The 12,908-nt window shown below is 72.5% G+C and carries 13 protein-coding genes; 9 read left to right on the top strand and 4 right to left on the bottom strand.

All coding sequences use genetic code 11. From position 1 onward, the window contains the following. Positions 1 to 245 precede the first annotated feature (245 nt). From AB0N27_RS05105 to AB0N27_RS05065, 9 genes are all read left to right on the top strand, one after another. Positions 246 to 725, top strand: a complete 480-nt coding sequence (locus tag AB0N27_RS05105; RefSeq protein WP_364363333.1) for a helix-turn-helix transcriptional regulator — start codon at positions 246 to 248, stop codon at positions 723 to 725. Positions 726 to 977: 252 nt separating this feature from the next. Continuing rightward, a complete protein-coding gene (locus tag AB0N27_RS05100) occupies positions 978 to 3,368 on the top strand; it encodes a nitrate- and nitrite sensing domain-containing protein (RefSeq protein WP_364363330.1) in 2,391 nt (796 codons plus the stop codon). A 16-nt stretch (positions 3,369 to 3,384) separates the two neighbouring features. Further along, positions 3,385 to 3,789 carry a roadblock/LC7 domain-containing protein gene (locus AB0N27_RS05095; RefSeq protein ID WP_030490280.1) on the top strand — a complete coding sequence of 135 codons (405 nt, stop codon included), beginning with the start codon at positions 3,385 to 3,387 and terminating at the stop codon, positions 3,787 to 3,789. Positions 3,790 to 3,840: 51 nt separating this feature from the next. Then, a complete protein-coding gene (locus tag AB0N27_RS05090; protein WP_364363325.1) occupies positions 3,841 to 5,034 on the top strand; it encodes an ABC transporter substrate-binding protein in 1,194 nt (397 codons plus the stop codon). Continuing rightward, positions 5,031 to 5,927, top strand: coding sequence for a branched-chain amino acid ABC transporter permease (locus AB0N27_RS05085; protein ID WP_364363323.1), 897 nt, complete (start codon positions 5,031 to 5,033; stop codon positions 5,925 to 5,927). The genes AB0N27_RS05090 and AB0N27_RS05085 overlap by 4 nt, the downstream gene beginning before the upstream one ends. After that, a complete protein-coding gene (locus AB0N27_RS05080; protein WP_364363320.1) occupies positions 5,924 to 6,946 on the top strand; it encodes a branched-chain amino acid ABC transporter permease in 1,023 nt (340 codons plus the stop codon). Before AB0N27_RS05085 ends, AB0N27_RS05080 begins: the two co-directional genes overlap by 4 nt. Next, on the top strand, positions 6,943 to 7,686 hold the full coding sequence (locus AB0N27_RS05075; RefSeq protein WP_364363317.1) for an ABC transporter ATP-binding protein: 744 nt from the start codon (positions 6,943 to 6,945) through the stop codon (positions 7,684 to 7,686). Before AB0N27_RS05080 ends, AB0N27_RS05075 begins: the two co-directional genes overlap by 4 nt. Continuing rightward, on the top strand, positions 7,686 to 8,456 hold the full coding sequence (locus tag AB0N27_RS05070) for an ABC transporter ATP-binding protein (protein WP_364363314.1): 771 nt from the start codon (positions 7,686 to 7,688) through the stop codon (positions 8,454 to 8,456). Before AB0N27_RS05075 ends, AB0N27_RS05070 begins: the two co-directional genes overlap by 1 nt. 32 nt (positions 8,457 to 8,488) lie before the next feature. Next, the gene (locus AB0N27_RS05065) at positions 8,489 to 9,292 is read left to right on the top strand and encodes a methyltransferase domain-containing protein (protein WP_364363311.1); all 804 of its coding nucleotides are present in this window, start codon (positions 8,489 to 8,491) and stop codon (positions 9,290 to 9,292) included. Between the two features lie 36 nt (positions 9,293 to 9,328). Here the strand turns inward: AB0N27_RS05065 and AB0N27_RS05060 are convergent, their stop codons facing one another. The 4 genes from AB0N27_RS05060 to AB0N27_RS05045 all read right to left on the bottom strand — a co-directional run bounded on the left by AB0N27_RS05060 (position 9,329) and on the right by AB0N27_RS05045 (position 12,829). Beyond that, positions 9,329 to 10,621, bottom strand: a complete 1,293-nt coding sequence (locus AB0N27_RS05060) for a GAF domain-containing protein (protein ID WP_364363308.1) — start codon at positions 10,619 to 10,621, stop codon at positions 9,329 to 9,331. Positions 10,622 to 10,760: 139 nt separating this feature from the next. Further along, positions 10,761 to 11,204 (bottom strand): OsmC family protein, encoded by a 444-nt coding sequence (locus AB0N27_RS05055; RefSeq protein ID WP_364363305.1) that lies wholly within the window; start codon positions 11,202 to 11,204, stop codon positions 10,761 to 10,763. Positions 11,205 to 11,276: 72 nt separating this feature from the next. Continuing rightward, positions 11,277 to 11,729 carry a DUF6069 family protein gene (locus AB0N27_RS05050; RefSeq protein WP_364363302.1) on the bottom strand — a complete coding sequence of 151 codons (453 nt, stop codon included), beginning with the start codon at positions 11,727 to 11,729 and terminating at the stop codon, positions 11,277 to 11,279. Positions 11,730 to 11,845: 116 nt separating this feature from the next. Beyond that, entirely contained in the window at positions 11,846 to 12,829 is a 984-nt protein-coding gene (locus AB0N27_RS05045; RefSeq protein WP_364363299.1) for an RNA polymerase subunit sigma-70, read from the bottom strand. Between the last annotated feature and the right edge of the window lie 79 nt (positions 12,830 to 12,908).

The following is a 12,908-nucleotide window of genomic DNA, read 5'->3' as shown; positions in this document are numbered from 1 at the left end:
GAGGTGCCGTCGCGCATCCGGACGCGGGCGTGGACAGACGTCGTACGGCTGCTTCCGCCCGCCCCGACCCGACGCCCGCACGGGGTCCGACCCACGCCTTTCACGCTTTGCCGTGCGATCCATGTCGGTCAACGTCTTCACACCCATCACGTCCTGGGTTAAGAATTGCTCTCTACGAATGCCCGGCGCAGCGACACGGTTTGATCTGTCCGCTGCCGATTCCCCGTTGCCACGAAGGTGAGCGCATGGAGCACACATCGCCGTCGAGCTCCGCTCAACCCGCGGCCAGCGAGCGGTTCCGGTGGGAGCTGCGCAACTGCCGCCTCCGACGTGGCCTGACCCAGCGGGCGCTGGCCGATCGGGTGCGGTTCAGCCGGGAGACGGTCGCGGCGGTGGAGTCGGGTCGCCGGTTCGGCAGCCACGAGTTCGCGGTGCGCTGCGACGACGTACTCGACACCGACGGCCTGCTGGCGGCGCTGTGGCCGCAGGTCGCCGCCGAACAGCTGGCGGCCGACGGTCGCCGCGGTCCGCGATCCTCGGAACCCGCACGCTCGGACCCGCCTGTCCCACGTCAGCGCGGTCGGCGTGACGCCAGCGACCCCGGTGCCGTGGTGGACGCCATCGACGAGCTGCGCGAGCTGATCGGCCAGGTCCTCAACGGTCAACCCGAACCGGACGACCGCGAGCGCGACGCTTCGACAGGGCCCCGGGGCGACCGGCGCTGACCTCGCAATCCCGTGACGCCGCGCACTGTCACCGCCCGCTGACGCTGGGTACAGATGCTGGTACGGGCAGTTTGTACCACGGTCAGGTCTGGCCTACGAGCGCCAGTTCCGGCCGAATGGGACTTGCATTTGGCAAGGTGCGGATAGACCGTCATCGACGAGTCGTGGGAGTCAATCTTGGCGTCGAGCACGAGGTCCCACGAGGCCCGACCCTACCCGACCCGTCGGCGCGGCTGGAAGATTGCCGGTCGGATGCGCCTCATCGTCGCGGCACCGCTCGTCGCCGTGATCGGCTTCGCCAGCCTCGCGCTCACCGAGAGCGCGCGCCAGACAGGCCGCGCCGACGACCTGCGGATCCTGGCACAGGTCGGCGCCGAGGCCGGTGACCTGGCCTACCGTCTGCAACGCGAGCGCATCGCCGCGGCCGACCTGCTCACCTACGCCGCTCCGGAGCAGCAGGACGCGTTCGGTGTGGAGATGGCAGCCACCGACGACGCCACCGCCCGCTACCGCCGGCAACGTGACCTGCTGCCCGCCGACGCCAACGCCAACCAGTCACTACTGCGCCGCATCGACGCCGCCCTGGACGGGCTCGCCCCGCTGCGCACCCAGGTCCGCACCGCGGCGCACGCCTCGGTGTCGGCGATGACCTTCAGCTACCGCATCGCCATCGCCGACCTGATCAACCTCCGGGAAAACGTCTCGCACGGCGTGGTCAACGCCCAGCTCGCCGACGGGATCCGGGCCTCGGCGGCGCTGTCGAAGACGGCCGAGGCGATCGGCCAGCAGCAGGTCGCCGTGCTCCGCGCGGTCGTGGCGGGCGAACTCACGCCCGCCATGCAGCAGGACATCACCGCGGCCCGGACGAGCTACACCGAGTCGAGCCTGTCGTTCCTGGCCCTCGCCCCACCGGACTGGAACACCTGGTGGGAGCAGGCCGGCACCGGCAAGGAGGCGCTCGCGCTGCAACGGATGCAGGACGACGTGTCCCGAGCACAGCCCGGGACACCGCTGCGGCTGGCGACCGAGGCCTGGGTGTCCACCACGCAGGCCCGTGCCGCCCGCCTGTCCGACCTGCGGGCACGCGTCGACGCCGCGGTGCTCGACGACGTCCGGGCCGCGCACGCCGACCAGCGCCGCCGGGCCGTGGCCGAAGCGGTGGGCGTCCTGCTGGCACTGGTGCTCACCGCAGTGGTGACCTGGGCCGTCGCCCGGCAGATCACCCGGCGACTGCGCCGCCTGCGGGACGCCGCGAACGCCGTCGCATTCCAACAGCTGCCCGCCGTGGTGGCCCAGCTCCAACAGCCGGGAAGCGCCGCCGTCGACCCGGACGAGCTGGCCCGCCAGCAGTCCACAGTCGCACTCGACGCGTCGAGCGACGACGAGATCGGCGAGTTGGGCCAGGCGTTCAGCGCCGTGCACCGGGCCGCCGTCCGGACCGCCGCCGGGCAGGCGGTGATGCGCGCCAACACCGCAGACATCTTCATCCACCTGAGCCGCCGCGAACAGCGACTCGTCGACGCCGTCCTGGCCCAGGTCGACCTGGTCGAACGGGACGAGACCGACCCCGACCGGCTACACCAGCTGTACACACTGGACAACCTGGCGACCCGGATGGGACGGATCAACGCCAGCCTGCTGGTGCTCGGCGGTGTCGGTGTCGGCCGCGTACGACAGCACGACGTCCCCCTGCAACAGGTGCTCCAGGCGGCGCTGTCACAGATCGAGCACTACGCCCGGATCCGGCTCGGCATGATCGACGGCGACGTCGCCGTGGCGGCCAAGACCGTCGACGAGGTCGTACACCTGCTCGCCGAACTCATGGACAACGCCACGACGTACTCGCCGCCGGGCAGCGAGACCTGGGTGAGCGGCCGGAGCCTGGGCGACCGCGTCATCATCCAGATCAGCGACGAGGGTGTCGGGCTTTCCCCGCAGCGGATGGACCAGCTCAACGAACTGCTGGCCCACCCACCTGCCATCGACGTCGCCGCCGTACGGGCGATGGGGCTCGTCGTCGTCGGTCACCTCGCGGCCCGGCTGGGCGCCACCGTCCAACTGCGGCGCGGCCCCCGGCGGGGCGTCCTCGCCGAGGCGACACTGCCCGCCGCGATGATCCGGTCACTGCCACCGGAGGAGTACCTGCTCGCCCCCGGTCGCCTGTCCCGGCGTGCGGCCCGGACCGCCGGCCCCCCACCGCCGTACCAGCCGCGCCCCGAACCCATCGCCGGACGCCCACCAGCCGAACGGACAGTGCCCTCGGCGCCGGTGTTCCGACCGGCTCCCCCGCCCCCGGACCGGGGGGACGCGCCCACCGAGGAGCTGCTCATCTTCGAACAGGTCAACCACTGGTTCCACGCCGACGTCATCGACGGGCAGGACGGGCGGGAATGGGCCAGCCCGGCCGACGACGCCTGGCGCACCGCGGCCCGCGCGCACGCCCCGGAGGTCGCCACGACCACCACGTCCGGCCTGCCCAAGCGGCAACCACAGCGGCATCTCGTGCCCGGTGGCGTGACGGTGCCGCAGCAACAGCAACGGTCGGAGTACCGCGACCCGGCCCAGGTGGCCACGGCGATGGCCGCGTACGCCCGGGGCGTGGCGGCCCGACGGCGCACCCCGATCAACCTCGGCAACAACTGACGCGACAGGAGAGCACGTGACCGATCAACAGGATCTCGGCTGGCTGCTGGACAACTTCGCCGCCCGCGCGACCGAGGTCAGCCATGCGATCGCGATCTCCAGCGACGGCCTGATGGTCGCCGCCACCCGCGACCTGCCACCGGACCGGGCCGACCAGCTCGCCGCGACCGGCAGCGGTCTGGTCAGCCTGCTGCGCGGCGCCGCGGCGTTCTTCGACGCCGGCGCGGTGATCTCCAACGTCACGCAGCTCGAGGGCGGCTTCATGTTCTCGATGGCGTTCAACGACGGGGCCTCGTTGCTGGTGCTCGCCGCGCCCGAGTGCGACGTGGGCAAGGTGTCGTACGAGATGACCGAGCTGGCCAACCGCATCGGCGATGCCCTGACCCCCGCAGCCCGCGCGGCCCTCGCCCGCAGCCGCTGACCACCCCGGCGCCCCACGCCGGACACACTTCCCCTTCCCCTGGAGTAGGACATGCCTTTCACCACCCCTTGGCGCAGCCGTGCCCTCACCGCCGCGCTGCTCGCGACCGTGCTGACCGCCAGCTCGGCCTGCGGTGACGACGCGCCCGGCACGAGCGCCGGCGGATCGATAAAGATCGGACTGCTCGCGTCGCTGTCCGGGACGTACCAGGCAGTCGGTACGGAGATCCGCGACGGCTTCCAGCTCTACCTGGACACCCACGACGGCAAGCTCGGCGGTCGACAGGTCGACCTCGTCGTCGCGGACGAGGGCAACGGCGCACAGACCGCCGTGCCGGCGGCGACCAAGCTGCTCAAGCAGGACCGGGTGTCCGCGCTCACCGGCATCGTCGGCGGTGGCTCCGTGGCCGGGGTCACCCCCCTGCTCAACGAAACCAAGGTGCCCCTCGTCGGCTCCAACGGCCGGCCGGAACTCAAGGACGTGTCCCGGGTCTGGCACACCTCGTACCTCTCCGACGAACCTGGGGCAGCCATCGCCCAGCACGTCCGGGACAACGTGAAGGGTTCCGTGTACGCCATCGGGCCGGACTACCAGGGCGGCTGGGACGAGCTGCGCGGCTTCACCGACGCGTTCAGCAAGATCGGCGGGAAGCTCGCCAACGCGGACGGCAAGACCACCTTCACCCCGTTCCCGGCCACCACGAACTTCACCCCGTACTTCGCCCGGATCAAGGCATCGGGCGCCGCCGCCGTCTACACGTTCTACGCCGGCAGCGCCGCCGTCGACTTCGTCAAGCAGTACGCGCAGTCCGAGATCAAGGACGTCCCGCTGTACGCGGCAGGGTTCCTCACCGAGGGCGGTGTGCTCAACGCGCAGGGCGAGGCGGCCCGGGACATCTACTCGGTGCTCAACTACTCGCCCGACCTGGACAACGCGGAGAACCGCGCCTTCGTGGCGGCGTGGAAGGCCAAGCACGACGGTTCGCCGACCACGTACGCGCTCGCCTCGTACGACGCGGCGGCGGTGCTGGACCGGGCGATCGGCGCAGCCGGCGACGACCCGACTCCGGAGGCCATCAACGCGGCCATCGCTCAGCTCGGTCAGATCGCCAGCCCGCGCGGTACCTGGCAGTTCTCCACCACCACGCACTCACCCGTGCAGAAGTGGTACCTGCGCCAGGTCCGTCAGGACGGGCGGGCGCTGTCCAACACCGTCGTGGGTGACCTCGCGACCGTCGGCCGGTGATCCTGGTGGTGTCCGGCCCGAACCGGATCGACCCGTACCTGATCCCGGCGCTGGACGGGGTCGCCTACGGGCTGCTCGTCTTCGTCGCCGCCTCGGGTCTGGTCTTCTGCTTCGGCGTCGCCAACATCCTCAATCTGGCGCACGGGATGCTCTACGCGATCGGTGGGTACACGGCGGCGGCGCTGCTCGACGGCGGCTGGACGAGCCTGGCGCTGGCATTGGCGGTCGGTGTGCTCGCCGCCGCCGCTACGGGCGTGCTGCTGGCCGGACTGCTCACACCTGTAGCCGCCGGCAACCACCTCACCCAGGCGCTGCTGACCTTCGGCGTGGCTCTGGCCGGCGGCAGCCTGCTCGTCGCCGGCTTCGGACCCGACGATCCGCGGGTCCGGGTGCCGGCCGCCCTGGACGGGTCGGTGATGGTCGCCGGCCACCGGTACGCCGCGTACCGGCTCGTCTTCATCGTGGTCGCGGCGGTGATCTCCGCCGCGCTCTACCTCGTGGTGCGGCGTACCCGGGCCGGGATGCTCGTCCGGGCGGCCGTCGACGACCCGGAGATGGTCGCCTGCATGGGCGTGAGTCCCACCCGGATCCGTGCCGGTGTACTCGCCGCCGGCGGCGCGTTGGCCGGCGCTGCAGGGGTCCTGGGCGCGCCGATCATCGGCCCCGGCACGGACACCGCCGACACCGTGCTCCTGCTGTCCCTGGTGGTCGTGGTCCTCGGTGGTCTCGGGTCGACGGCGGGCACGCTGCTGGCCGCCCTCGCGATCGGCGAGATCCAGACGTTGGGGGTGGCGTTGCTGCCGTCCGCCGCGCCGTTCCTGCTGTTCGCCGCCATGGCGGCCGTGCTTGCCGTGCGGGCGCGTGGCCTGGCCGCCAGGTGGGGGACGACGTGAGGGACGAGGTGATCCGGTGGGGTCGCGGTGGCGTCGCGGTGCTCGTCCTGGTTGGCCTGGTCGTGGCGCCCCTGGTGGTCGACGACTACACCACGGCGATCCTGGCCCGGACGCTGGCGCTGGCAGTGGTCGGGGTCAGCGTGGCACTGCTCACCGGCGTCGCGGGCATGCCGACCCTCGGCCAGACCGCGCCGTACGCGGCGGGCGCCTACGCCTGCGCGGTGCTCGGTAGCCGGGTCTCGGACGTCGGCGTCGTGCAGGTGGCGGTCGCGGCGGGTGCCGGGGCGGCGCTGGCCGCGCTGACCGTGCCGCTCGTCGTCCGCGCCCGTGGGGTGATCGTCCTGATGATCACGTTGGCGGTCGGTGAACTCGTCGTGACTGTCCTCGGCCGGTGGCGGGCGGTGACCGGTGGCACGGACGGGCTGGCCGGCATACCCGCCGTCCGCCCGTTCTGGGGCCTGCCGGTGCTCGCCAGCGACCAGGCGCGTTACCTGTACACGCTTGTCGTCGCGGCCACTCTTGTCGGCGCGGTGCTGTTGCTGCTGCGCACCAGGGTCGGGCTGCTGCTGCGCGCCTGCCGCGACGACGAGAGGCGGCTGCGGGCCAGCGGGCACCGGGTGCCCCTGCTGGTGTCCGGCGCGCACGTCGCCGCCGGAGCGGTCGCCGGTGCCGCCGGCTCGCTGCTCGTCGTCGCCCAGCAGTACATCTCCCCCGCCGACTTCGGCTTCGACACGTCCGCGCTCCTGCTGCTCGGGGTCGTCATCGGGGGCACCGCCTCGGTCGGCGGCGCCCTGGTGGGCGCGGCGCTCGTCATCGCCGCCCGGGACTGGCTGTTCGGGGTACTGCCCGGCCACGCGCCGCTGGTGCTGGGGGCGCTGTTCGTGGCGACCGTCTACCTGCTGCCCTCCGGCGTCGACCGGGCACGGCTCAGACCGCGCCCGACGGACGTCCCGCCGGGCCAACCGGACCGGCCGACCGTCCGCGAGCACGCCGGGGCAGCACCGGAGCCACGGACATGACGCCGCTGCTCGACGCCCGGGACGTCCAGGTGCGGTACGGCTCGCTCGCCGCGCTCGCCGGCGTCGACCTGACCATCCACGACGGCCAGCGGCACGCGCTGATCGGCCCCAACGGAGCCGGCAAGACGACCCTTCTCAACGTGATCGCGGGCGCCACCAGGCCGCAGCACGGCGCTGTGGTGTTCCTCGGACGGGACGTCGGCCGGCTCGGCCCAGCGGCACGGGCCCGACGGGGCATCAACCGGATACACCAGCGACCGGCTGTCTTCTCGACGCTCACCGCGACGGAGAACGTCGTGGTGGCCGCGCTGCCGCGGGTCATCCCGCGGCGCAGGTGGTGGCCCGGCGGACGCCGGCACGCCGCGCAACACCGGGCGGGTCCGCTGCTGGAGCGGATGGGCCTCGCCGACGTCGCATCGGTGCCTGCCGGGCACCTCGCACACGGGCAACGACGCCAGTTGGAGATCGCCATGGCCCTTGCCGGTCGCCCCCGCCTGCTGCTGCTCGACGAACCGGCGGCCGGACTGTCCGCCACCGAGGTCGGCCGGCTGGTCGAGCTGCTCCGGGCGCTGCCCCGCGCCGTCGCCGTACTGCTTGTCGAACACCGACTGGACCTGGTGTACGCCCTCGCCGACACGGTCACCGTGCTCCGCGACGGTCAGCGGTTGGCCGCCGGTACACCTGACGAGATCCGTACCTCGCCGCTGGTGCGGCAGGCCTACGCCGACGGGGTGGCCTGATGCTGAGTGTGGAGCGTCTGTGCGCCGGCTACGCCGGGGGGACCGTGTTGCACGAGGTCAGCCTGCGGGTACGCCCCGGCAGCATCCAGGCCGTGGTGGGACGCAACGGCGCGGGCAAGAGCACGCTCGTGCACACGATCGCCGGGCTGGTGCGCGCCTCAAGTGGTCGCATCGAGATCGGCGGCGTACACGTTGCGGGCCGGCAACCGCACCGCATCGCCCAGTCCGGCGTGGGTCTCGTGCCACAGGGCAGGCGGGTCTTCTCGCGGTTGACCGTCGCCGAACACCTGGTCCTGGCGGCCGCGCCGTGGCGGGCCGCCACCCCGGGCGGCGAGGGCTGGACGGTGGCCCGGATCCTGGAACTGCTGCCGAGACTGGCCGAACGGCTGCGGCACCGCGGCTGCGAGCTGTCCGGCGGCGAGCAGCAGATGCTGGCGATAGCGCGCGCACTCCTGGGCCAACCTCGGGTGCTGCTGCTCGACGAACCGTGTGAGGGTCTCTCCCCCGACCTCGCGGCCCGGGTCCGCGAGCTCATCGGCGCCCTCGCCGCCGACGGCCTGACCGTGCTGCTCGTGGAGCAGCAGCTCCAGCACGCGATCGAGGTCGCGGACCGGGTGGCGGTCCTGGAGTACGGCCGGGTGGTCTACGACCGACCGACGGCCGAGGCCCGCGTCGATCCGAGCCCGGTGGCCGCGATGTTGAGCGTCACCACCGCCGTCGCGCCCCCGACCAACCGGCCCGCCCCCCGGCTCTGGGCCGACACCCCGTAGTCATCCAGACCTTCCGCGAGAGGTAGACACCCATGACCAGCGACACCAACGACGACACGTACACGTTCGACAACGGCGCACCGGACGCCGTCGCGCAGATGCACGCACTGGAATCCTTCCTGGACCCGATCACCACGCGCCGTCTCGCCCGCCCGGTGCTCCGTGCGGGGGCGACCTGCTGGGAGGTCGGCGCGGGCGGCGGCTCGATGGCCCGACGGATCGCCCGCGCGGTAGGCGACGACGGCGAGGTGCTCGCCACGGACATCGACCCCACCCATCTCGTGGCCGACGGCAACCTGCGCGTACGCAGGCACGACGTCCGCACCGAACCGCCGCCCGGTGACGCGTTCGACCTGATCCACGCCCGGCTGGTGCTGCTGCACCTCCCCGACCGACGACGGGTCCTGCGTACGCTCACCCGCGCGTTGGCTCCCGGCGGGTGGCTCGTGGTGGAGGAGTTCGACTGCACCGGGCCGCTGCGGGTGCTGACCGCACCGACGGACGACGCCGCGAAGCTTTTCGCGCAGGTCATGGACGCGATGATGGGCGTCCTGGAGGACCACGGCGCCGACCTGGGGTGGGCGCAGGACGTGCACACCGAGATGGCCCTCGCCGGCCTGACCGACCTGGACACCATCACCCACTCGCAGAGCTGGACCGGCGGTTCGACAGGCACGTCGCTCTACGAGACGAACTCCCGCCAGTTGGAGCCGGACCTGCTCGCCGCGGGGCTGTCACCCAACCAGCTGAACGCCTTCCGGCGACTGGTGCGTGACCCCGCGTTCGCCGTCATGTCGTACCACTTCGTCTCCACGCGCGGCCGCCTGCCGGGCTGACGGCACCCGACACCCCCAAGCCGCGACCGTCAGACGTCAACGGTTGAGGTAGGCCGCCAGGCCGCCGAGTTCCTCGCTGGCGATGAACACCGACCGCACGTTGAGGATGGCCTCCTCGACGTGGGTGGGGCAGCCCCACGCCGAGTCGCCCCACGAGTCGGCGATCTTGATCTCGGCCGGAGCGAGGCAACCGGCGGGACCGCCGAGCTGGCAGCGCTCGGGGTGCGGCGCGGCGGCCTGCGCGGCGGCGGCGGCGCGTACCCGGGCGGCGAGGTCCGCTGCGGCGGCGGCGCGTTGCTCGGCCTCGGCACGCAGTTCCCGTTCCGCGCGTACCGCCCTGGCCAGGTCGTCGTGGGCGGACTTGGCGCGGGCCTCGGCCGACGCCTTCGCCTGCTCGATGTGGTGCCGCTCGATGGCCAGGGCGGCGGTGCCTGCGAAGACGCGGGTGAGCGCGAGATCGGCGTCCTGCGGGACGCGCGGGGTGCGGTGGTACATGGCGAAGGTGCCCAGCAGGCCACCGTCGCGGGCCAGGATCGGCGTGGACCAGCAGGCGCCCAGTCCGGCCCGGCCGGCGAGGTCGCGAAAGTCGTTCCAGAAGGGATCGGTGGCGATGTCGGTGACGATGACCGGCTCCCGCCGGTGCGCGGCGGTGCCGCAGGAGCCGACACCCTCGCCGGTGGCGATCCCGTCGATGGCCTTGTTGTAGAAGTCGGGCAGGCTCGGCGCGGCGCCGTGCCGGAGGTGCCGGCCGTCGGGATCGGCGAGGAGTACGGAGACGAACACCTCCTGCGGCGCGAGGTTCTCGATGCAGCGGGCCATCCCGTCGAGCACCTCGGCCAGGGGCGCCTGGCGGGCGATCTGCTCCAGCAGGGCGCGGTGTTTGACCATCAGGCGTTGGGCGTGCTTGACCTGGGTGGTCTCCACGCCGAGCAGGCGAACACCGATCACGTTGCCGGCGGCGTCCCGGCGTGGCTCGCAGGTGACGTCGAAGAACGTCTCCCGCGTGTACGGCCCGCTGCCCAGGACGACCCGGACGTCACGGCCGGTGTCCGGCTCCCCCGTGCGGTAGACCTGGTCCAGCAGGGCGACGAAGTCCTGGCCGGCCAGTTCGGGCATCAGGTCCGCGAGCGCGACGCCAGTGCGTGCCCGTTCCTCGCCGATGCTGGCGAAGAACGTCGGGTTGGCCGACTCCACCAGGTGCGTCGGCCCGGCAAGTGACGCGAACAGGGCCGTGGACTGCCCGAACAGCGCCCGCAGGTCCTCTTCTGCTCCCTGCCGGGCGACCTCCGGACCAGGAGCAGTCGGCTGTTGGCGTGATACCGCCGTCATGTCGTGGCCTGTCCCTCATCCGCAGACGCGTGGCGTGGTCGATGATTCACCGGCCGGTGACGGTGGCCGGCCGTGTTGTCGAGCGCTACCAACCTACGGCAAGCCAGCTCCCGTCGCCCGCGCTGGGCGGGGCGGCCGGTCACGCCTCAGGGGCGTCGCCCGCTTCGACGATCGAGACGGAAGTGCCCAGTTCGACGGTACGGGAGACGGTGCACAGCCGGTCGTGGGACTGCTGTAGCGACCGGGGCAGCGCCTCGCGGGCCTTGTCGCCGTCCGGACCCGCCGGAAACGTCACTGTGAACTCCACCCGGAGGTTCTGCATCCGGTTGCCGCCGGCCTCGTCGCGTACCTTGTCGCCGGTGACGTCGACGGAGAACCGCGTCGGCTCGGCCCGGCGGCTGGTGATGTGGTCCACGTCTATCGCGGTGCAGCCGCCGATGGCTGCCAGAAGGAGTTCCACGGGCGTGAAGCTGGCGTCCTCGCCGGTGCCCAGCGACATCGATCCGCCGCGGACGTTCCGCGCGACGTAGTTCCCCACGCTGGTGCGCTCGATCTCCACCGAGCGGAAGGTGTCGTCACTCATGACTGGAAACTACCCTGGCCGGCGGCCACCGACCTGGCGGCCCGCGCCGCGTGGTCCCGCGGGCCGGGGTCGTCAACCGGCCCGGGAGCGCAGACCCCGCGCCAGGGCGGGGATCATCACCGCCGCCGGCACGAGGTGCAGCGCGACGAGGGCCGTGACGGTGGCGGCGTCACCCCCGGAGAGCACCGGCGGGACCAGCGAGATCGCGGTCAGCGTGCCGGCCGTCCAGACGAACCGTTGCGCGGGGCGCGCGCTCCACCGGAGCAGAGCGACGGCGATGAGGATGCCGACGACCGAGAAGAAGCCGGTCACCACGGCGAAGCCGGACAGCGGGATCGTCTCGCCGCCGTCCGGGATCTCGAAGTCGACGCCGACCGCCCGGGCGAGCGCGGCGGCGAGGGTGGTGGCCACCACCGCGGCGAGCGCGGCGGCGAGGCCGACGCCGACGAGCCCACGGACGCGGGTGTGGCCGGTCCGGCCCGCCGCCGGGGCTGCGACGAGCCCGGTGTCATTCGTGCTGTCCATGTCGATCCTCCATCGTTCGGTATCTGGCACAGGGGTGGTGCCGGAGGGGACGGCCACGCGCACCTCGGCCGCGCGACACGTGCGCCACAGCGCAGCGTGACCGTCCACACCGGGGACTACTCGGTGTCGTGTGCCGGCAGGCTCTCCGGCAGCCCGAGCCGCGGGAACTGGTCGCCGTGGAAGATGGTGATCTCGGTGATCGCACCGCCGGTGATGCGCAGGACGTCGATGGTCAGCGGCAGGTACGCCCCCTCCCGCTCGCGCCAGTGGTAGAAGGCGACGGCGGGTTGCCTGTTGACCGAGGTGGGGACGGCACGCAGTCCCGTCATCTCCCCGAAGCCGCCCTCGGTCCAGTCCCTCACCACGGCGTCGCGGCCGACGTGCAGGCCCGGGGTGGGCGGCATCGAGCAGCGGACGTCGTCCCGCAGCATGGTGGTCAGCGTGGGGATGTCCGTTGCCACGCTGGCGTCGGTGAAGCGACGTACCAGCTCACGCGTCCCCGCGTCCTCCTCGCCGCCGGTCCAGTCCTGCCGCTCGGTGGGCAGGTGCTCCCGCATCCCGGCGCGGGCCCGCTGCAACGCGCTGTTCACGGAGTTGACCGAATCTCCGAGCAGCTCCGCGACCTCCTTCGCCGGCCAGCCGAGCACGTCCCGCAGGATGAGCACGGCCCGGGGGCGCGGCGCGAGGTGCTGGACGGCGACCAGGTACGCCAGCTCGATCGTCTCCCGCGCGACGGCGACCGCCTCCGGCTCGTCCGCGTCACCCGTCGCCAGTTCGTCGAGCAGCCGGTCCGGGTACGGCTGAAGCCACAGCACCTCCCCGCCTGTGGCGGGCTCGGGCCGGCGTTTGGCGAGCAGGTCCAGGCAGGCGTTTGTGGCGATCCGGTACAGCCAGGCCCGGAACGTCGAGCGACCCGCGAAGGTCTCCCGCCGCCGCCACGCCCGCAGGAACGTCTCCTGCACGGTGTCCTCGGCGTCCTCGAACGACCCGAGCATCCGGTAGCAGTGCACGTGCAGCTCCCGCCGGTGCCGCTGCGCCAGCCCCGAGAACGCCGACTCGTCGACCTCGCCCAGCTTTCCCAGCCGTGTGTCCGCGCTCATCACGTCATCCTTCCGCCTCGTCACGTCCTGTCGTAGGTATGACGGGCGCCGGCGCGACAACTCATCACCGACGGCGGCG

The sequence above is a fragment of the Micromonospora sp. NPDC093244 genome, from assembly GCF_040683695.1.
GTDB lineage: Bacteria > Actinomycetota > Actinomycetes > Mycobacteriales > Micromonosporaceae > Micromonospora.
The sequence above is the reverse complement of the archived record's forward strand: the minus strand, read 5'-3'. Positions and strand labels throughout refer to the sequence as shown.

What these genes read in the sequence shown, in the direction of transcription:
- AB0N27_RS05105 (WP_364363333.1), top strand. Translation starts at nt 246, where the DNA reads ATGGAGCACACATCGCCGTCGAGCTCCGCTCAACCCGCGGCCAGCGAG.
- AB0N27_RS05100 (WP_364363330.1), top strand. Translation starts at nt 978, where the DNA reads ATGCGCCTCATCGTCGCGGCACCGCTCGTCGCCGTGATCGGCTTCGCC.
- AB0N27_RS05090 (WP_364363325.1), top strand. Translation starts at nt 3,841, where the DNA reads ATGCCTTTCACCACCCCTTGGCGCAGCCGTGCCCTCACCGCCGCGCTG.
- AB0N27_RS05075 (WP_364363317.1), top strand. Translation starts at nt 6,943, where the DNA reads ATGACGCCGCTGCTCGACGCCCGGGACGTCCAGGTGCGGTACGGCTCG.
- AB0N27_RS05070 (WP_364363314.1), top strand. Translation starts at nt 7,686, where the DNA reads ATGCTGAGTGTGGAGCGTCTGTGCGCCGGCTACGCCGGGGGGACCGTG.
- AB0N27_RS05065 (WP_364363311.1), top strand. Translation starts at nt 8,489, where the DNA reads ATGACCAGCGACACCAACGACGACACGTACACGTTCGACAACGGCGCA.
- AB0N27_RS05060 (WP_364363308.1), bottom strand. Translation starts at nt 10,621, where the DNA reads ATGACGGCGGTATCACGCCAACAGCCGACTGCTCCTGGTCCGGAGGTC.
- AB0N27_RS05055 (WP_364363305.1), bottom strand. Translation starts at nt 11,204, where the DNA reads ATGAGTGACGACACCTTCCGCTCGGTGGAGATCGAGCGCACCAGCGTG.
- AB0N27_RS05050 (WP_364363302.1), bottom strand. Translation starts at nt 11,729, where the DNA reads ATGGACAGCACGAATGACACCGGGCTCGTCGCAGCCCCGGCGGCGGGC.
- AB0N27_RS05045 (WP_364363299.1), bottom strand. Translation starts at nt 12,829, where the DNA reads ATGAGCGCGGACACACGGCTGGGAAAGCTGGGCGAGGTCGACGAGTCG.